The 18,439-nt window shown below is 49.1% G+C and carries 16 protein-coding genes, 1 pseudogene and 1 CRISPR repeat array (1 of these 18 cut by a window edge); of the genes and pseudogenes, 7 read left to right on the top strand and 10 right to left on the bottom strand.

Translation table 11 applies throughout. The annotated features are described in order from the left end of the window. Positions 1 to 413 precede the first annotated feature (413 nt). On the top strand, positions 414 to 1,379 hold the full coding sequence (locus QVC96_RS09420) for a PQQ-binding-like beta-propeller repeat protein (RefSeq protein ID WP_287689056.1): 966 nt from the start codon (positions 414 to 416) through the stop codon (positions 1,377 to 1,379). On the opposite strand, the pseudogene QVC96_RS09415 reads toward QVC96_RS09420, so the two are convergent. Further along, a pseudogene (locus QVC96_RS09415) lies at positions 1,334 to 2,400 on the bottom strand (transposase). The gene QVC96_RS09420 and the pseudogene QVC96_RS09415 overlap by 46 nt on opposite strands. A gap of 336 nt (positions 2,401 to 2,736) precedes the next feature. Between QVC96_RS09415 and QVC96_RS09410 the strand changes: the two are divergent. Beyond that, positions 2,737 to 3,138, top strand: coding sequence for a hypothetical protein (locus QVC96_RS09410; protein ID WP_287689055.1), 402 nt, complete (start codon positions 2,737 to 2,739; stop codon positions 3,136 to 3,138). Between the two features lie 166 nt (positions 3,139 to 3,304). Here the strand turns inward: QVC96_RS09410 and QVC96_RS09405 are convergent, their stop codons facing one another. The 5 genes from QVC96_RS09405 to QVC96_RS09385 form a co-directional block, all read right to left on the bottom strand. After that, positions 3,305 to 3,601: a hypothetical protein gene (locus QVC96_RS09405; protein WP_287689054.1), complete on the bottom strand. Its 297-nt coding sequence runs from the start codon at positions 3,599 to 3,601 to the stop codon at positions 3,305 to 3,307. A 5-nt stretch (positions 3,602 to 3,606) separates the two neighbouring features. Then, positions 3,607 to 3,930: a hypothetical protein gene (locus QVC96_RS09400; protein ID WP_287689053.1), complete on the bottom strand. Its 324-nt coding sequence runs from the start codon at positions 3,928 to 3,930 to the stop codon at positions 3,607 to 3,609. Next, a complete protein-coding gene (locus QVC96_RS09395; protein ID WP_287689052.1) occupies positions 3,927 to 4,067 on the bottom strand; it encodes a hypothetical protein in 141 nt (46 codons plus the stop codon). Before QVC96_RS09395 ends, QVC96_RS09400 begins: the two co-directional genes overlap by 4 nt. A gap of 645 nt (positions 4,068 to 4,712) precedes the next feature. After that, the gene (locus QVC96_RS09390; RefSeq protein WP_287689051.1) at positions 4,713 to 5,045 is read right to left on the bottom strand and encodes a hypothetical protein; all 333 of its coding nucleotides are present in this window, start codon (positions 5,043 to 5,045) and stop codon (positions 4,713 to 4,715) included. Positions 5,046 to 5,405: 360 nt separating this feature from the next. Next, positions 5,406 to 6,710 carry a hypothetical protein gene (locus QVC96_RS09385; RefSeq protein WP_287689050.1) on the bottom strand — a complete coding sequence of 435 codons (1,305 nt, stop codon included), beginning with the start codon at positions 6,708 to 6,710 and terminating at the stop codon, positions 5,406 to 5,408. Between the two features lie 1,030 nt (positions 6,711 to 7,740). Here QVC96_RS09385 and QVC96_RS13940 point away from each other — a divergent pair. From QVC96_RS13940 to QVC96_RS13930, 3 genes are all read left to right on the top strand, one after another. Then, the gene (locus QVC96_RS13940; RefSeq protein WP_425597949.1) at positions 7,741 to 7,986 is read left to right on the top strand and encodes a hypothetical protein; all 246 of its coding nucleotides are present in this window, start codon (positions 7,741 to 7,743) and stop codon (positions 7,984 to 7,986) included. A 13-nt stretch (positions 7,987 to 7,999) separates the two neighbouring features. Further along, on the top strand, positions 8,000 to 8,131 hold the full coding sequence (locus tag QVC96_RS13935) for a hypothetical protein (protein ID WP_425597948.1): 132 nt from the start codon (positions 8,000 to 8,002) through the stop codon (positions 8,129 to 8,131). 67 nt (positions 8,132 to 8,198) lie between these two features. Then, positions 8,199 to 8,774: a transposase gene (locus QVC96_RS13930; RefSeq protein WP_425597947.1), complete on the top strand. Its 576-nt coding sequence runs from the start codon at positions 8,199 to 8,201 to the stop codon at positions 8,772 to 8,774. A gap of 48 nt (positions 8,775 to 8,822) precedes the next feature. Here the strand turns inward: QVC96_RS13930 and QVC96_RS09375 are convergent, their stop codons facing one another. The 3 genes from QVC96_RS09375 to QVC96_RS09365 form a co-directional block, all read right to left on the bottom strand. Further along, positions 8,823 to 9,863 carry a hypothetical protein gene (locus QVC96_RS09375; protein WP_287689049.1) on the bottom strand — a complete coding sequence of 347 codons (1,041 nt, stop codon included), beginning with the start codon at positions 9,861 to 9,863 and terminating at the stop codon, positions 8,823 to 8,825. Between the two features lie 326 nt (positions 9,864 to 10,189). Then, positions 10,190 to 11,527: an MFS transporter gene (locus QVC96_RS09370; protein WP_287689048.1), complete on the bottom strand. Its 1,338-nt coding sequence runs from the start codon at positions 11,525 to 11,527 to the stop codon at positions 10,190 to 10,192. A gap of 878 nt (positions 11,528 to 12,405) precedes the next feature. Further along, entirely contained in the window at positions 12,406 to 12,537 is a 132-nt protein-coding gene (locus QVC96_RS09365) for a hypothetical protein (RefSeq protein ID WP_287689047.1), read from the bottom strand. A gap of 13 nt (positions 12,538 to 12,550) precedes the next feature. Between QVC96_RS09365 and crn1 the strand changes: the two genes are divergently transcribed. Then, the gene (gene crn1, locus QVC96_RS09360) at positions 12,551 to 13,090 is read left to right on the top strand and encodes a CRISPR-associated ring nuclease Crn1 (RefSeq protein WP_287689046.1); all 540 of its coding nucleotides are present in this window, start codon (positions 12,551 to 12,553) and stop codon (positions 13,088 to 13,090) included. A 694-nt stretch (positions 13,091 to 13,784) separates the two neighbouring features. Next, positions 13,785 to 14,996, top strand: a complete 1,212-nt coding sequence (locus tag QVC96_RS09355; protein WP_287689045.1) for a hypothetical protein — start codon at positions 13,785 to 13,787, stop codon at positions 14,994 to 14,996. A 714-nt stretch (positions 14,997 to 15,710) separates the two neighbouring features. Here QVC96_RS09355 and cas6 read toward each other — a convergent pair. After that, positions 15,711 to 16,406: a CRISPR system precrRNA processing endoribonuclease RAMP protein Cas6 gene (gene cas6 / locus QVC96_RS09350; protein WP_287689044.1), complete on the bottom strand. Its 696-nt coding sequence runs from the start codon at positions 16,404 to 16,406 to the stop codon at positions 15,711 to 15,713. Positions 16,407 to 16,496: 90 nt separating this feature from the next. Further along, positions 16,497 to 18,439: a CRISPR direct-repeat array (repeat unit 30 nt; unit sequence GTTTCAAACCCTCAAAGGATCTCTACAAAC); it runs 4,857 nt beyond the window's last position.

The raw sequence follows: 18,439 nt of genomic DNA, 5'->3' as shown, positions 1-18,439 counted from the left end.
ATTTACTAATAATATGTTAAAAACTGATGGTAGTGAAAGATTTATTTGTCCAAATTATTTAGCAGAGCAAGAGATACGACTATACATTATATGTGACGCTAAATATGATTGCGAGAGGGAGGTATAGCGGTATGATAACGAGTAATTCAAAGTATGATGCAAAATTTTACAAGAGTATCAATTTAGTTATTATATTTCTTTTATTCCTAGGAGCGTTTAACGGATTGGTCTTAATGGTTAATTCTGCATCCCAGGGAACGGGAAGCGCACCACTGAGCCCTGTCTCAAATTCTACGTCGGAGGTGTGGAGTCAGTTCGATGGTAACGCCTGTCACACCGGTTATATTGGCTCAATTGGACCAACTACTAATAATATCGTATGGAGTGATAATATACAAGGATCTAGAGATGGTTTGATAGTTATTAACAACATTTTGTACGTCAGTAAACCCGATAGCGGGGGAATAACGGCTATCAATGGTTTAAATGGAAGTACCCTATTCTCCGCGTATGTGAACGGAGTTAGTGGGACTTCATATCCAGCTTACGGTGAGGGGCTTATCTTCGCGGAGAACTATGAAGTTGGCTTTTTCAGAACAACAGTTGATCTAGTTGCCGATAACGCCTACAATGGAGGGCAGGTTTGGTCTATCTCAATCACTCCTGCACCCGCGGAGAGTGCCTATTACTCGTATGGTCTTGTTACGTACTATGACGGATATGTATTTGAAGTTCCGTATCAACTCAACCAGATAACTTCGTATGTTGCAGGTACTGGTTCGACAGATTGGACAGATCATACTAATTTCAGTATTACTACTATACCCACAGTGGGAGATGGCCTAGTTGTCGTGGCCGGAGGGAATAAGGTTTCTGCAATAAATATATCATCAGGGATCACGCAATGGAGCCTGAACATCACTGGGAACATAACTTCCACACCCTCCTATAGTTCTGGGACTTTCTTCCTGGGTACATCATCTGGATATCTTTATGCCATCAGTGTGGCGGGTACTGTATTGTGGAAGGTGAATTTAGGGTTTCCGATAGAGGACACAGCGTCTTTAGCTAATGGGTTCATATACGTGGGTACTGACGGAGGTAACATCTATGAGTTAACCCAATCAAGAGGCAATATAATGTGGACTTACTCAGTTCAAGGTGCTGTAATAGCTTCCCCTGTTGTGTCGAGTAATGGCATAGTTTATGTGGGTTCGACCAATGGCATAATTTACGCCCTTAATGCAACTAACGGGAAACCGGTTTGGGAGAAGAACCTAGGGGCATCAATAACCGCAAACCCGGTTCTAGTAAATGTAGCACTTTTCGGAACTTACCTCAGGCTGAACAGTTTCTTGGTATCACCCACCTCAAGGTAAAGGGTTTTAAGCAGGCGGGAGAGCCTCACTACACCCAGGCTCTCCCCAAGGAGATACCTCAAGGACAGGAGGAAGTTCAACGTGATCGAGATCAGCTTGACGTAGCCCAGGTTCCTCCTCCACGTCCTGAACGAACCCTTTTCCAGGCCCAGAGCCTTCAACTCCCTTATAACCACCTCCACGTCCCACCTGTTCTCCCACGCGGTGAGTATCTCCTCAGGGGACATGGAGGGATCGGTGGAGAAGAGGTATCTCCTGCCGTAACCCTTATAGTCCTCCAGTACAACTAATTTCAAGGGGACTCCCAGGTACGTGACGTGGTGTTCTCCTTCGGGGAGGAGTCCAACGGGCACGGACCTGTCACCCTCGACGACCCGTGCGCTGGACTTGAGGGAGGACACCACGTCTGAGAGGAGGGTCCTCCTGTTCACGTACCAGGAGTCGAAGGTTATGACCTGTACGTTGAGCTCCTCAACCTGTCCAGGACCTGGAGGGTCATGTCCACCTTCGTGGAGAAATTCAGGTCCTGTCCCACGGCCTTGGCCATCTCGGCCACCTTCCTGGCCACGTACGCGTCTACGTGGACCAGGTACACCTCGCCCGTGACCAGGTCCCTCACCGTGACCACCAGGAGCTGGATCGCGGGGATGAAGGTCCCCTTCACCCTGGAGTAGAAGAACATGGCCAGGTTCCTGGACACGGGCATGGCCCTGGCGTAGGCCTTCTCGTCGAAGGTATCGTCCACCGCCACCTGCACGGGGTGACCTCCAACCAGGAGCTTCACAATCGGGATGAGGTCAACCTCGGCCAGCTCGTCTAGCTTGCCCAGCACGCTCTCGTAGTCGAAGCCCAGGGCCTCGGCCATACTCGCTAGGCTTCCCCTCTCCGAGATCACAGCCAAAAGCAGCTTCCTCACAACGTCAGCCCTGAACTTCCTGAGCACCTCCCTCAGCGCGTTGAGGAAGTCCCTCCTCCACCTTAATGCCTCCTTCAGTTTCCTCAGCCACTTTCCCCTTCTCATTATTCAAAACGCGTATTACCCAGGTAAAAAACTTTTCAAGGGCCAAGGCACTGACGTCAAGTTCAGGGAAATGCTATAAATGGTTTTCTGTATGTCCTGACATCAAACGGGAATCTTTACGCCTTCTCGTCAGGTATTCAGATTTATGTAAGCTATGAGGTAGTCGGAGGAGGATTTGGATATGGCTCCCCATCCTTAACGTATGTGTTCGATGGATCTAGAATTACAGTTATATTAAGCCAGACACCTACTTCAATCGTAGTCGAGAATGGAACGCAATGGAATGTGACGCCCATATTACCTGGTTCCAATGGGGCTCAAAGGTGGGCAACAAATATGACCTCTGGAATTGTAACAGGTACACAGTCGATTAAAATAGTTTACTATCATCAATACTTAGTTAACTTTTCATACAGTATTGTTGGGGGAGAAGGTTTTCCCAACCCTCCTGTTCTAGCAGGTTTTAGTTTTGGTTCGCCTATCTCAGTTACATTATCCGGAGAACCTGTAGCGATATGGCTAGACTCAGGTTCGTCTTACAGCGTCACTAATCCCATTGTCAATACAACTTTGAATGAGAAATGGTATACCAATACCTTCAATGGGACGATTAATGGATCTGGCCAATTGGATATAGTGTACCGTTCAAGTACAGTAAAGTACACTTTACTAATTGCTCTATTAAATGCTGTAATTATTGCAATAGTAATTATAATACTGGTAATACGTAGAAGGTAGGATATGAAAGGACCATTCGGGTTTCCGTTGCGAATTGAATTCTAGTTCCTTCATTTCTCATTATTCAATGCAAGATTAATTGAGTGGTGACGTTTCAATCGTAAAGAAAACGAGAAGTACATGGATATTATTTAATTCTTGTAAAAAACTATCCTAAATGTTGTAGTTATCGGCGATAGCCCAGACCATCTGAAGTCTTTGGGGTGTGTGGCACTTGCTGAATCTTCTCCTCTCCACCAGGAGTTGAAGGACTCCACCAGGTTGTGGAGAGGAGGCGCTGAAGTTCTTGAGGGAGGGAGGTGAAGGAGAGGAGACCGCGTTCCACCAGTTCCCTGATCCTGTCGGGGAACTGGAGCAAGCCAGAGAGCAGGAGGTCGACCTCCTTCCTTTCGTCGCGGTTCAGGTGCCTCTTGACGTAGTTGAGGCAGAGCTGCCCTGCGTCTACACCCGAGAGCTCAAGCATGTCTACTAGTAGTTTTCATTAATTTTTATCCTCTGGCACGAGGACCATTCAAAGAGCATCGGGTAAGAACTTACACAAAGCACTAACGGACCTGACCATGTCCGCAACCACGAGCTTGAAGTTGAACTTCCTCCACACCCTTGCAAGAAGCCTCCAGTAACTCCTGGTGTCCTCCTCCTTAGCCAGGAGGAAGTCCAGCACCTCCTACCCTCGCGCGTGACGCCTGTCACCAGGAGGACCCCCTTCCCTCCCCTGAGCTTGACCCACTTCCCGTCAGCTATCACGTACTGGAAGTCTCCCTCAACCTCAGGGGTCCAGTTCGCGTTCATCTTCCATCCCTGCACCGAGTAGAACGTGAGTTCCTGAGCACATCTTCCTCCTCCCTCGGCAACTCCCTCTCAACCTTAGTCTTTACCCTACCCTTCCCATCACAACGGGCAACCTCACGTCTACCTGAGCCCCTCAATCCTCCTGCCCTCCATTATCACCGAGAAACCTTCAAGAACCTGTACCTCGCGTATCCCCTCCTCTTCAACTTCTTACCCCTCTCGTACCTAGGGCTTACCCCATCCGCCTCCCTCATTGCGAGCTCCTCAACCTCCTCAACAGGTTCATGAGCCAGTGCTTAGGAAATACAGGGAACACGGGAACATGATGTGTATCAACTCCTCCTGAAGTTGATACACGGGTTCAATTTTTACCTTGCTCATGGTATGACATCGTGTCCCCCTTAAAGTATTACTGAAAAATGATAGATTGATTTTGATCTTCTCACGTAGATTAACTTATTTCAATTCGCAATGGAAACCTGAGTCGCCCCTCCTTTGCCACTATCAGTTTTGATTAATTTTATCCTCCAAGCATGAGCAATGCCTTAGTTTAGGGAGTCAGAAAACACGTAAAGTCATGTCCAAGACTTTGCGTTAGTACTTTGTGTATTTTTTGCCTGGTGTTCTCTGAACGTTGCCCATATTCCTCCAAAACCTGAAAACCCAAATATTTTCTCATTCATTTTTCTCAGTTAGGTACTCTGTTGACTCTCGCCCTAAAACGATCTAAATGTCATCCATGAAGTGAACCTAGAAAACCAGGAAAATTCACATCAGCTCGTTTAATCACAGACTATCCTGTACATCTTTTTTCCTTTATCATTAATGATATCCATTATCATACAAATAGAATTAGAATCATTATTAATAACTAAATCAAATTTCCCTAAGCCGTTCTGAGGAGGAGGAGAAGGCATAATTGGCCGTCTCCTTGAGGAGACAAGAAGATAGGTTTCGTAGGGAAGAGCGATCATCACACCGATTATTAAGTTTACTTCCAGAAGTAATTTGGACCCCAGATGTAAGCCCAGAACTATCAAAATCAACATTAGAAGGAACAGTAATATCTCGCTCTTTTTTGAAGATAATCCCCTGTAACTTCTATTTCCAGTCACAAATGATTATAAAGCGTTCATTTATTAAGCTTATCTTTCTAGTAGGGAAGTGCATAGAGAATTCTTTCTTCTGCAACCACATTAGGCACCATCTACTACAACAGGACATGATAGCACTTGAGTCTGCTTTAGGAGATCTTTCCCAGGTTTACCTGCCCCTTCTGCGATCTTCATGAATGGTTGAGGGAACGAGTCTCCTCCCGTTGAGCCCTTTCAATGAGACCTTCAGGAATTGTAGCGGAGGATTTACAGGAGCACGCTCATGTTATGAGCTTCTGTAAATTCTTTCCGTCCCGCTCAATTTTTTATCGGAATACATTATAAATGAAATAATATCATACAAAAAATCGCAACTAATTTTCACACGGATTGAATAGAGATGTTCTCCAGAACCGGCATCATACCGTTGGGTGGGTAAGCCCTGGCTATGACCCATTCAACGTACTGATAGGAGGTGGAATCCCCGCTACCCGCCCCGATCATCAGGCTGGGCCCAGCCAATCGAGCTGACGTGCTGTTCAGTGGAAAGCCTGGCGCGGAGGAAGTGTTTCCCGAGGACAGGAGGCTACCCAGCATGGTCAATGGGACCCATACCTGGTTTGGTGAGTATTCGTAGTAACCTGCTGTCACCTGGTTTGGGCTCACTATCATGTATGAGTAAAGCGTGTAGGCCGAGGATACGAAAGAGGTCTGGCTGAGAATGGAATTGGTGTAGGCCGACTTCAGGAAGAGCTGGTTGGAGTAGTACTCGAACTGGGCGAAAATTCCCGTGGCAGGCGTACCTCCCCCGTCAGTACCGCCCGGTCCTGTTGCCCCTATAACTGTCCCGTTCCCGAACAGGTTTATGGTGTTGGCATCTGCTCCAGAGGACTCGTACCACGCCTCCTCAATCACCACCGGCATTAACGAGAAGTTTACCGGAGGGAGAATGTATGTACCCTGATCTCCCTGATTATTTAGCATCTCTATTCCATCTGGGGAGGGTTGCGGGACAAATTGATCGCTGGTATTATACGCTTTCCACCCATCTGTCGTGTCATTAAAGTATCCATACGCGAGGAACACCTTCCCGCCGTTATCGTATCCGTGAATGCCCAGCGCGTTCTCCACCTCGGGCGACATTCCCGTGAAGGGATAGTTATTGACGCGACTCAGGTTTATGTAGATGGTGACGGCCGAGCTGGGGGGTATAGCCTGTGGTAACTTGACCCACCACACCATGTAGTTGCCCGTGTAGTTCTCCAGCCAGGCGTAAAGGTTCCCAACACCGGGCTCATAAAATAGTGCGCTGAGTGGATCCGCCACCACGTGATTGAACACAACCGACCCTAGCTCGTTCCTGGTCAACGTGATCTCCACCTGGAACGGGGAGGGCGTGAAGGAATCCTGGAAATTTACAATTTTTAGCCTTATCTCAGTGCCGTTTGGTATGGGGGTTACGTTCAGAACCTTATTTATGTTTGTGGTTATTTCCGTGGTGCCTGTACCCGTGCCGGTATTTTGTGCATTCCTAGTATTAGAGCTAGAGTTATTAATGTTGGATATTTTTGTGACAGAGTTATTAACTGAAACAACCCCACTGTTATTTGAGGAAAGGATGAAGAGGGCTGACAAGATAACCATGATTAATTCTCCTATCACTAGAAAACTACGGAGTGACGCCATCGCTTACCAAATCTTAAATATTAATTAAAAAATTTTTCTAGGCAGTTAGGAGATTTTCACTGTGAGCTACATCGCCCTGAAGGATGAGGATTTTCCCAATCTTTATGATCCCAGCCGATTAGTTCAACCCGTGTAAAATTGCGTGCTATCCATGGTCCAGTTAAGAATTATATTTTAATTATATTTTTATCCTATCATTTTATTATTCAATCCAGGAGCTATCAGGAGAACCTCCTTTATTAAGATAAGGAGTATTCACAAAAATCCAATATATCAATAATTCCGGCTCTAAGAATAAGGATATTATTCCGCATCCGTATAGTGTCATCATGTTGGCATATTTTAAGGTTTAAGGAGCTCAACGCGAAGTCATGAGGCCGTAAAACGAATTTATGCAGGTTTGACGAGACTATGCGCATCCGGTTTCTGGATCGCAACTAAATCTTACCTGTGACAACTAAATAGTCCTACCAGGACCACTCCAGCCTTGTCGGGATGCTCCACTCACCCCATAAGAAAAATATCTGCTCATATTACTGAACTCTGCTCCATATGAGGGGGGCCAGGTCGATTGTAGAATATTTTGCGTTAAAGGCTAACGCGTGGATTTTCCTGAAAACCGAGCCTTATCTATCGTAACACCGTAGCTCATCCAAGCTTTATCCTGACGTAATTCATTCAAATTCATTCAAATACTCCACACACTAGTCAAAGGCTCCTCAAATACATGACAATGTGGAGTAGCCCGCAATCTAGAGCTTGTGGGATGTGAGGTTCTTAAATCCTTTACACCAGGGAATGAACATTCCCACCAGATTACATGAGGGCGCTGACGCTTCGTTGATAGAGCGCATGCGAGGACGGGTAGGAGCTGGTCTACCACGAATTTCATGCCGAAGTCCCACGAAATTCACAACAGTAGGGCGATTCAGGTTTCCATTGCGAATTGTAATTAGTTAATCTACGTGGGATGATCAAAATCAATCTATCATTTTTCAGTAATACTTTAAGGGGAACACGATGTCATACCATGAGCAAACTAACTATCGAACCCGCGTACCAACTCCAGGAGGAGTTGGTACACATCGTGTTCGACCCCGTATTTCCTAAGCACTGGCTCATAAATAAACCTGTTGAGGAGGTGGAGAAGCTAGCGATGAGGGAGGCGGAGGAGGTAAGCCCGAGGTACGCGAGGGGGAAGAGGATCAAGAGGAGGGGATACGCGAGGTACAGGTTCCTAACTGGTTTCTCGGTGGTGATGAAGCAGGAGGATTGACAGGCTCAGGTGGATGAGCGTGAGGTTGCCCGTGATGTACGACGGGAAGGGGAGGGTGAGGACGGGGGTTGAGAGGGAGTTGCTGAGGGAGGAGGAAGCTGTGCTCAGGAACTCACGTTCTACTCAGTGCTGGGAGGGAAGATGAACGCGAGGCTCTGGACCCCTGAGCTTGAGGTTGAGGGAGACTTCCAGTACGTGATAGCTGACGGGAAGTGGGTCAAGCTCAGGGGAAGGGAGTCCTCCTGGTGGCCATGGGCGTCACGCGCGAGGGAAGGAGAGCTGTGCTGGACTTCCTCCTGGCTAAGGAGGAGGACGCGAGGAGTTACTGGAGGCTTTTTGCAAGGGTGTGGAGGAAGTTCAACTTCAAGCTCGTGGTTGCGGACATGGTCAGGTCCGTGGACTCCGCGCTTGAGCTCTCGGGAATAGACGCGAAGAGGCAGCTCTGCCTCAACCACGTCAAGAGGCGCTTAGACTGCGACGAAAGGAAGGAGATCGACCTCCTCGTGTCTGGCCTGCTCGCCGAGTTACCTGACAGGATCAAGGAACTGGTGGAACGCGGTCTCCTCTCCTTCCTCTCCCTTCCCCAAGAACTTCAGCGCCTCCTCTCCACCAACAACCTGGTGGAGTCCTTCAACTCCCTGGTGGAGAGGAGGAGGTTCGGCAAGTACCACACGCCCCACAGGCTGCTCCAGATCGTCTGGGCCATCGCCGATAACTACAACATTTTGGATAATTTTTTGCAGAAATGGAATAATATCCATATATTTAGCGTTTTCTTTACGATCTAGACGTTTCCACTCAATTAATCCTACATTGAATAATGAGAAATGAAGGAACTAGAATTCAATTCGCAATGGAAACCTGAATGGCCCTCCAATTAAGAACGAGGTAAAAAGATTTGGAAATATTAACTTGTGATTAGATAAGGGCTCAAACAGGTAATGAGTCAGCAATGGTAAGTCTAGACCTACGGCGCCTCCTAGTAATCCAAAAGAAGTTATTGATAACATGAACACGGCCAGAATCACGTAGCCTATCTTATTGTAAAGCGTTATATACTTGATTTTCAAGTCAAGGTCCTTTTCAAGTCTTTTCCCTGTCTTCAAGTGCAGCATGTCTGGCCTTCTCTCCTCAATCATCTCCTTCGGCGTTATCTCCAGTGGTAGCAGACTGAAGTCCTCGTACGGGTAGAGAAACACCTCATGTTCGGTACCCTTCTTAAGCGGGATAGAAATAGATCTGGTGTCCCCGCTCGCCCTCAGGGTTTTGAAGGTCCTGACGAAGAAGATTCTCCCCGGGGGAACTCTTTGCCCCAGCTGGACCACAGCCAGATCCAATTCAGGCACCTGTGTCAACCACCTGAATCCCTCTCTCCTTCCGTTCACCGTCACCCTCTCCACGTCCCTGTCCATGGAGAGATAGGCGTATTCCACGGGGAAATTCAGGCTATTCTCGATCTCATACTCCGTTATCTCCAGGAGGGCAGTCCTGGACTCCCTGAAGATGTGGCGAACGTTCAGGATCTTCAACTCAGCGGTGGAGATTATCAGTTCATCCAGGTGAATAACATTCCCGTTGATCGAGGATCTTCCCAGGTAAACGTAACAGGGCCTTTGCATACCGTTCTCCTCCATCACGGGAGCTTGGACAATTTGGGGTGATCTCCCCGCCACGGTCACGTGCTGATCTGGAGCCATCCATTCATAAACCTGACCATCCACTTCAACATGAGATGAGTTCACGTGGTACTCAGCACCCATCCCGTCAAGTGCCCTGATCTTCACTTCATTTCCGTCGCCAATCTCCACGTTCAGCTCCTCAATGGCGCGCGGTATACCCGGTATTATAACACTGAAAAATATTTTTAAAGATCTCACATTTTCTGGTTACATGAGATGCTTTTATACCTTGTTGATCAAATTGGGATGTGGCCAGTTCACCGCCACCTATCTGGAACCGTATACATGCAACATGGTATCTGACCCCTTGATGTAAACTTCATTCATGGCCCGTGACAACTTCCCCGCAGACTTGGACAACCCAAGAATTATTTCCTTCTCTCAACGTGAAGTGTCCGGTTGACGAGATGAGCAGGTTCCTGATCATGATTCTGTATTTTAAATTCCCACTCAAATCTATCTCAAGATATAAGTAAATACTCCACACACCAGAGAGACCCACAAAAAATTCTCTAAAACTTTCATCACTTCTTTTCCTCGTAATCCAGACCCCTCTGCTTCTCAGCGTTACCCGCGAGCCTCGCCACTTCCTCCTCCCTGCTCGCCTCCTCCAGGGATTTGCCCTTGGTTTCCGGCACCAGGAGCATGGTGATCATCGCAGCCAGAATTCCCAGGAAACCCCCTATTCCCACGGCAAGACCTATACCGAAGTTGGTCACCAGGAACGGAAATATTGCGGAGTTCGCCAGTGCTCCGGTCCTGTCTATTGCCACAGTTATCCCCGAAGCTATCCCTCTTATCTTGGTGGGAACTAGCTCGACGTTGAACACTCCGGCCGCGCTCACGTTTGCCGGTCCCACATTGTGGAAGAAGTGATATCCCGCCAGGATCAGGGCTGCCACCAGGGGAACAAGGCCCTCCGGAGATTTCAGAACCGTCACCTTCAGCACGAAGAACAGGATGAGGGCAACTCCCATTCCCACGAAACCTACGGCCTCCAGGGGTTTTCTTCCCCACCTGTCAATGAGTAGCAGGTTCACTATGCCCCCAGGGATGGAGGCCAGAAGCGTTATCAGCAGACTGAACAGCGCCAGGTCCTTTATTCCCAGCGGGTAGGCCACCAGGGCCAGTTCGAAAACTCCTCCAGGGTTGACCATGTGATCCAGGAACCACAGGAACCCGGCAATGAATATGAACCACGCATACTTCCTGATGTAGAAGAGGACCGGCGTCCTGTCCCTGACGTCTGCGTCAAGATTCACGTCCTTCCTTGCCACGGTTTTGATGACGTTTTCAAGTTCCTTCAGATCTCCCTTTATCCTCGCCAGGTATCTGGGCGATTCCGGAACCTTCCTCCTCAGGTAGATCACGGAGCCTGGGATGATGGCACCCAGGGCCAGGACTATCCTCCAGCTGAGGTCGGGGGATACGTTCAGCGCGTTCAGCAGTAAAATCGTTCCGGCGCTGACCACGCTTCCTATGGGACCGGTGACGCCCACGGAAAAGGCAAGGAGCTTGCCCCTGTCCCTGATCTCCGAGAACTCTCCCACCACTATTGGAGACAGCACGAAATCTCCACCTATGCCAATGCCGAATATCATCTGGGTTATCACAAGCTCCACGGCATTAGTGGTGAGGGCGCCCAGGATGGAACCAATGGCCAGAAAGAGGCACTCGAAACCGTACACTGCCTTCCTTCCCTTGAAGTTTGAGATGAAGCCGAAGATGAGCGCCCCGGCTATTGCCGTCCACAGGGACGCGGTGCCCAGCAACACGAACAGGATTCCGGTGGTGTGAAAGATGTGCGATAGCTGTTTCAGCTCTATGGAGACGAACGTGGTGTTGTAGCTTATTGTGAACATCCCAAGGGTTTGCTATTAACAGGCTTCTGAAGTGGTACATATTGAAGTTCGTTTCATCGAGGGGTTTGAAAACATCTTTTAAATTCATTTAACTTTTTCTAGATGATTTTAAGATTTAACAATTATCGACATAGGATAGATAGGTGTATATAGGGGTATATTGAGTATATAGGTTGCTTGAGATGAGGAGGCCTGATATGGACGGGGTAACATCACGTCACGCCCAGTGTGGGCCCTGAAAGGTAGGGACTTGCGTCTGAATGGTGAGGAGATCCCGAGAGAGAAACGGCGATGAGCACGGGGGCCTGGCTCCTTGGATCCCACCCTGTTCCGGGGGAATGATGAGGGCGTGTCGATGCCGAGAAAAAGACGAGAAATCACCTGCTATGGACCATTCCGTATTACTACTGGAACGGGGAATGGACCATGAGCGCCGTAATTAAGCGACCACGGCACGGGGCCAAGTTTACATATTCCCCTGGTCTTTTCCCTGAATTCGCTCACCACTTATCCGCTGAGCGACGCTTTCGGTTCTCTTTCAATTTTACATCGCACGAACCTGGAGGTCCTTGATCACAGTACCGCACAGTGCGGTCAGTGGTTTTATTCGCGTCTTTGTGGCTCCCGATCCGCAGGGCATGGAGTAAACACTAAAGATGTACGGGCAATGGCCTGGTCTCATCCCTGGGATATCCCCGCCGTGATCAAGCCTGACCCAGAGAAACTGGGATAGTTTAGTCGGTTACCTGACCCCCGGATATAATCGGGTCGTGGATAGCTCCTCAGGCCTGGGGAGGTGTGGCGGGAATCCCATCAAGTAGCTCTCCCTGCTTTTCCCGGGAGATTCCATCGGACAAAAAAAGCGGGCCAGTTGAAGATCACAGCAAGATGTGAGGGACACCCGGGATGGAGGGACTTCCATCCCCGCTCGCCAGGACTCTCCCGGATCCCCGGTCCCGGGGCTTACCCGTCCCTGACCGCTCAATCTCGTCAAGCTTATTTATTTCCACCACAATTCAGGTTATGGTCAAACTGGTATCCACGCTCGGGACAAGCCCGGGTGGCGTCTTCGAGACCTTCATGAACCTGAGGCAGGGGAATTACGAGGCTGATAATCCCGTCCCTGTGGACGTTAAGGTGGTTTACGTGATAAGGACATCCGACCCGGCAGTGGAAAGGGCGTTCAGGCTACTCAAGGCCATATTCGCCTGCTGTGGCGGTAGGGACGTGGAGGTGGTGGGAATACCCCTGAACATGAACGATATTAACTCCAGGTCAGACTACATTCAGTTTAGAAGGGAGGTCCTGTCCAGGATTTCCTCTGAGGACTACGTGGATTTCACGGGAGGAAGGAAGGCCATGAGCGTGGCTGCAGTGATGGCTGCGAGACAGAGGGAAGCCCATGTGATCACCTCCATCATTCCCCAGAGCGATTACAACGAGATTCAGAACAGGATGAAGAACTTCAGAGATGAGGACATCTCAGCAGGAGAGAGGGGAGAGTGCAGGGTGGACTTCTGCACCCTGACCTCCAGGAACGTCAAGACCATTCTCCTGGAGTGAGGGGAAAGCTGGGGGGTCAGCTAACTCGTCTGGGGCGGGTTGTGGCCCGGGAATTAGAAGGGAGCAAGTGGGAAAACTTAATGTGAGAGTTCTCTGAAAACCAGGCCTTAACGTGACACCATGGCTCATCCAAGCCTTATCCTGAAGTGATTCATTCAAATACTCCACACACTATTCGAGAAATGTCCCGGGTCCTAACCCTCATGCGAGCGTGAAAACCCGGCGACGAGATAATCCTCAAGGAATGGGGGAGACCATGGGTTAACGTTTAACGAATTTCTGGTTCAGTACATGATGTCTGGATCACTCTGGATCACCTGGGCGACCCTTGCGGAGTTCCCTGCGCAGGTGGTGTGAGTAGTCAGCAGGATAGTGACATCCCTCCTCATGTATGCCTACTGAGCCCTGCTCCGCGCCAGAGTCAGTGTGTGGAGTATCTCAAGAGACGTCCTCTGCCCTCAATTCTCGCAGAAACCTGGAAGTCTTTAGTCAGTGACTCCTGCACTGTTCGGTCACTGGGGACATGGTAGTGCTTTGTTTAAGTTTTCCCCGGCGCTCTCTGAATGGTGCCCCATGCCAGAGCATAAAAATTAATCAAAACTACCAGGTCCACTCCCTACCTAGATCGTCCAGTAGACGACAGGACATGGAAAACGGCCTCTCACCTTTTAAATTCCCACTCCCATCTACCTGCATGATACTGGCAACCCTGGGATCCGATAAGTCTGTCTCCACAGTTAACGCAATCATGACTGAGGTGTTCGCTGGTGTGAAACCGGAGGAGATAAGGATTTACAGGGAGGACAGTAATGGTCTGGGGGAGAGGAAGGCCAAACTGGAGGGCGCGCTTCGCCTCCTGGGCCTATCTCCCCAGATTCGTGAGGTGGTGGTGGGGAACGACATAACCTCATGGAGGAGCAGGATGAGGGAGGAGAGCGTGAACGTACTGGACATTACCCCCGGAAGGAAATACATGGCCCTCACGGCCTTTAACTACGTTATGGCGGACCAGGTAAGATATGCGTATATCCTCCAGGAGTCAGAGGGATACAGGGTGTTCGGTTACCTCCCCTTCCATCACCTCAGGCTCACGGACATGAGAACAGGGGACGTGGTGAAGCTGGATCCTCCACCCGTGACCGGTGGAGAGCCCATCTCCTCTCTCACTGCCGATTCGCTCACAGCCCTGTATAACGTGCTCTCCCTGAAGGGAAAGGTGGGCGTGAAGTTACCCCGTGAGTATGAGGATTATGAGGAACTCTGCCTGTTCAGGTCCGGCTTCCTGAGGTTCTCCAACGAGGACCTGGTGACCAGTAAGGCCAGGGAGGGGATAATCGTGGCTGACACAAACGTATACATAAGGATGGGCACCAGGTTGGCTGAGCTGGCGAGGGTGGGAAGGAACCTGAAACTTCTTCCCCTCAGGACTGTCTACGATGAGCTGGCCAGCAGGGCAATGAACAGCTCAAGGGACCCCAACCTCTTCACCTTCCTCCTCGGGCTCGACGCCTACAACGCAATTCACAGGGTTCCCGGGGAACGCAGGGGAGAACGCAGTGACGTTTCCATACTGAAGGAGGTAAGATCCATCAAGAGCTACGTGATGGAAAAGGTGATCTTCGTGACAGGGGATAGGGAGCTGGGCTCTAAGGCCATGGGGTTTGGCGTGGACACAGTGACACTGGAGGGGATCAGGGTGGGAGAAGGTGACCGGGGAACGTTCCTGCAGTGTCTCGGGAGGATCCAGGCGAGGACGGGGAAAGCCAGGATACTGCTTGACGGAAAGGAGGTGGTGGAGATGGGGCAGACAGTGGCTGAAGGGGGAGAGTTGAGGACAAGGGTGAGGACGCTGGTGGGGGAGCTAAACTACGCCAAGGTGCTGGAGTACCTGCAGGATCTTGTCTGACGGAATTCATCAGACCTGCGGTGGGCTGAACCGCATGCAAGGTACAAAAGCGAGGGTGAATGGAGATCCAGGTCCAGTGTAGAACCTTCTACATTATCGCTTCAAAACTAGTGAAGGCACTAAGGAATTATTTCTCGTCTGGAAAATGACCATCTCACTCCAGAGGCGATGCTTCAGTCTCCCGATGGGAGCGCCATATCCTGTCTATTCACCTGAAAAGATCAAGGATGAACTATGATCCATGGAAGCGGATGAGGGCAACCCTGTGTCTCGGGCCTCCCTCATCACCACCTCAAGTTTCATCAATGTCCTCTGAATTCCATCTGCCCTTGAGACGCTGTGGGAGGGTTTGTGAACGAAGTGAGGAGCAGTCCCTGAATTCTGCCTCCGGGAGACTCTGTTGAGACACGTCTTCGGTCTTATTTCAATTCAACACATCGCAGAAACCCAGGTGTTTGATTACACTCCGCACACCACCCTCTAAGGACTGACTCCCTGTCGTAGCAAAGCCTGGGTAACGTCCTCCAGCTTGACTTCTCACCGGGTTCCCTGACCTAAAAGTATATCAATGGACATCTGGTATGTAAACTCAAGTGACGTCTTCGGCTGTCTTTTAATTTCACATCACGCAGAAACCCAGGTGTTTGATTACACTCCACACACCAGCAGACACCGTGAAGGTATGTTACGCATGCCCAACCCTGCGTACCCAGATCAGGAAGGGCCTGCCTCCCCGCTCAGGTCCCCTCTCCCCTCAGCCTCACGGGAGGTCCTTTCATCTCCCACCTCCACCTGGATCTCCCCCAGCCCTATTCCCCTGCTCCTTCCAATACCCAGGTATGACCCCACCATCAGGTACTTCAGGGTTCCCCTCAGTTCCTGAGGAAGATGAAACTCAATCCATCCCGTCACTCCCCTGACCTTCCTCAGCCTTCCGTCACGGTCCTCGCCCAGAGCCACCGTCACGGGCCTCATCCTGAAATCCGTAACCCTGGAGAGGGAGTTGGCCAGCGTCACCAGCCTGAAAACCCTCTCATCCTCCTCCCTCCTTCCCCTGGCCCCCTGGTAAACCTTGTAGGCGGAGCCAAGTATGAGACCCGGGGAGGGAACGGTGAAGCTGGAGCCCCTCCCCCTGAACCTTGACCAGAGCGAAGGAGGTAGCTGGAGGAGGGAGGAGAGGAGAACCGGGGAAAGGAACCTCACCCTCACCACATTCCCGTCGGGTGGGGTAAGCGCATCCAGGACCGACAGGGAGCGGGGACGTAAAAGGAACTCGCCGTAGGGTGTCCTGACCCTGCTTTCCTGCACGTTCATGGCCTCCGGGTTGAGGGGAAAGGCCACAGAGGCCTCCAGCACTGTACCACCCCTGACGGTGATTGGCCTCCTGGAGAAGAGTCTCCTCCCTTCCACCCCAAGTAGCACTTTTCGGAACTTACCTTAGACTGAACAGTTTCTTGGCATCACCCATCTCAAGGTAAACTGATGAGAAATTCGTTGATTGTTTCAAACCCTCAAAGGATCTCTACAAACTCGTGGACGGAGCCGAAATATGTAACGACTCTCGCAGGGTTTCAAACCCTCAAAGGATCTCTACAAACCTAACGTTCAGACTGAGGAGTGGGTAAACCAGTTTGCGTTTCAAACCCTCAAAGGATCTCTACAAACTTTAACGAGATTAGAATTAGAAGCTATAGACACCATTGTTTCAAACCCTCAAAGGATCTCCACAAACAAGAACGAGAAAGTTGCTTCAATTCAAGAGATTAGCAGTTTCAAACCCTCAAAGGATCTCTACAAACCACCACTCGCCAGTGCTGTTCCTCCATTTAGGTCGTAGGTTTCAAACCCTCAAAGGATCTCTACAAACAGCAATATACACATACGCTGCCGACTTTATCAATTCTAGTTTCAAACCCTCAAAGGATCTCTACAAACACCTTAGACCGGTTGACGTTACTGACATTCTCTAGCAGTTTCAAACCCTCAAAGGATCTCTACAAACTACAATTCTACAATGTTTCAGCAATTCCAGACATTTAGTTTCAAACCCTCAAAGGATCTCTACAAACGACAGCCCAGTAATCTCTATTCTTTCGAAGAAAAAGTTTCAAACCCTCAAAGGATCTCTACAAACATCGCGTTCATTGAACCTGAAGAAGGACACAAAGAACGGTTTCAAACCCTCAAAGGATCTCTACAAACGCGGGGATGTCATGTTGTCACTCCAGGGGCAAAAACCCACGTTTCAAACCCTCAAAGGATCTCTACAAACTACCCTCGCTCTCCTACGTAAACCGACTTTACAAAGGTTTCAAACCCTCAAAGGATCTCTACAAACCCTCTGTCACTGTTTCTTCTTCCTCCTTGTTATCATTATGTTTCAAACCCTCAAAGGATCTCTACAAACAAAAAGAACGTTATCTTATCAAGATTTTCTGAATTACAGTTTCAAACCCTCAAAGGATCTCTACAAACGGCCCATATTGCTCCCCCCACGCTATTGCCGAAATTGGTTTCAAACCCTCAAAGGATCTCTACAAACTTTGTTCTTTTTTCTCTCTTCTCTGCCTTGTTTTTCTGTTTCAAACCCTCAAAGGATCTCTACAAACACCGAGTACGGTTCTGTCACAGTTCCACCTGGCGTCTGTTTCAAACCCTCAAAGGATCTCTACAAACTCGGGACTAGGGATTAAGAGGGAACAGGCTCTGGCAAGTTTCAAACCCTCAAAGGATCTCTACAAACAACTATGTAGTGAGATCATCAAGCCTCAGTATTCCACAAGTTTCAAACCCTCAAAGGATCTCTACAAACAGAAACTGGCACAGAATAGTGAGAAGCACAAAATGATGAGTTTCAAACCCTCAAAGGATCTCTACAAACACAAAGCCCTAAAAGATATGCATGAATCTGAATTACGTTTCAAACCCTCAAAGGATCTCTACAAACCGTCCAAAGAAAGAAAACAATACGTAACTTTCTAGGGAAGTTTCAAACCCTCAAAGGATCTCTACAAACAACTTTATGAGAAAATAATCTCTGCAACCAGGTCAAAGAGTTTCAAACCCTCAAAGGATCTCTACAAACTGAAGGTTAGGAACACGTTCATGATTCCCAGGGATTTTGTTTCAAACCCTCAAAGGATCTCTACAAACGCTACTGTCGAGGAAAAGTGAGTCTCGAGACTATAGTCGTTTCAAACCCTCAAAGGATCTCTACAAACCAAAATGTTCAGAGACGCATTATAGTCCCTATCAATAGGTTTCAAACCCTCAAAGGATCTCTACAAACGAAGTCCTGGCCTCACGCCTCGAGTCTTTCGCTAAAGAGTTTCAAACCCTCAAAGGATCTCTACAAACGAGTTGTATAAGCCCCTCAAGATTGTGAGGGGAACAGTGTTTCAAACCCTCAAAGGATCTCTACAAACCAAACACGACACTATGAA

This window comes from Metallosphaera javensis (ex Sakai et al. 2022) (genome assembly GCA_021654415.1).
GTDB lineage: Archaea > Thermoproteota > Thermoprotei_A > Sulfolobales > Sulfolobaceae > Metallosphaera > Metallosphaera javensis.
Note: the sequence above shows the minus strand (reverse complement) of the source record. Positions and strands in the feature narration are given on the sequence as shown.

Excerpts from the sequence above, each read along its gene's own strand:
- QVC96_RS09370 (WP_287689048.1), bottom strand. The coding sequence starts at position 11,527 with ATGTTCACAATAAGCTACAACACCACGTTCGTCTCCATAGAGCTGAAA.
- QVC96_RS13935 (WP_425597948.1), top strand. The coding sequence starts at position 8,000 with ATGAGCGTGAGGTTGCCCGTGATGTACGACGGGAAGGGGAGGGTGAGG.
- QVC96_RS09355 (WP_287689045.1), top strand. The coding sequence starts at position 13,785 with ATGATACTGGCAACCCTGGGATCCGATAAGTCTGTCTCCACAGTTAAC.
- QVC96_RS09385 (WP_287689050.1), bottom strand. The coding sequence starts at position 6,710 with ATGGCGTCACTCCGTAGTTTTCTAGTGATAGGAGAATTAATCATGGTT.
- QVC96_RS09410 (WP_287689055.1), top strand. The coding sequence starts at position 2,737 with ATGACCTCTGGAATTGTAACAGGTACACAGTCGATTAAAATAGTTTAC.
- QVC96_RS09405 (WP_287689054.1), bottom strand. The coding sequence starts at position 3,601 with ATGCTTGAGCTCTCGGGTGTAGACGCAGGGCAGCTCTGCCTCAACTAC.
- QVC96_RS09400 (WP_287689053.1), bottom strand. The coding sequence starts at position 3,930 with ATGAACGCGAACTGGACCCCTGAGGTTGAGGGAGACTTCCAGTACGTG.
- QVC96_RS13940 (WP_425597949.1), top strand. The coding sequence starts at position 7,741 with ATGAGCAAACTAACTATCGAACCCGCGTACCAACTCCAGGAGGAGTTG.
- crn1 (WP_287689046.1), top strand. The coding sequence starts at position 12,551 with ATGGTCAAACTGGTATCCACGCTCGGGACAAGCCCGGGTGGCGTCTTC.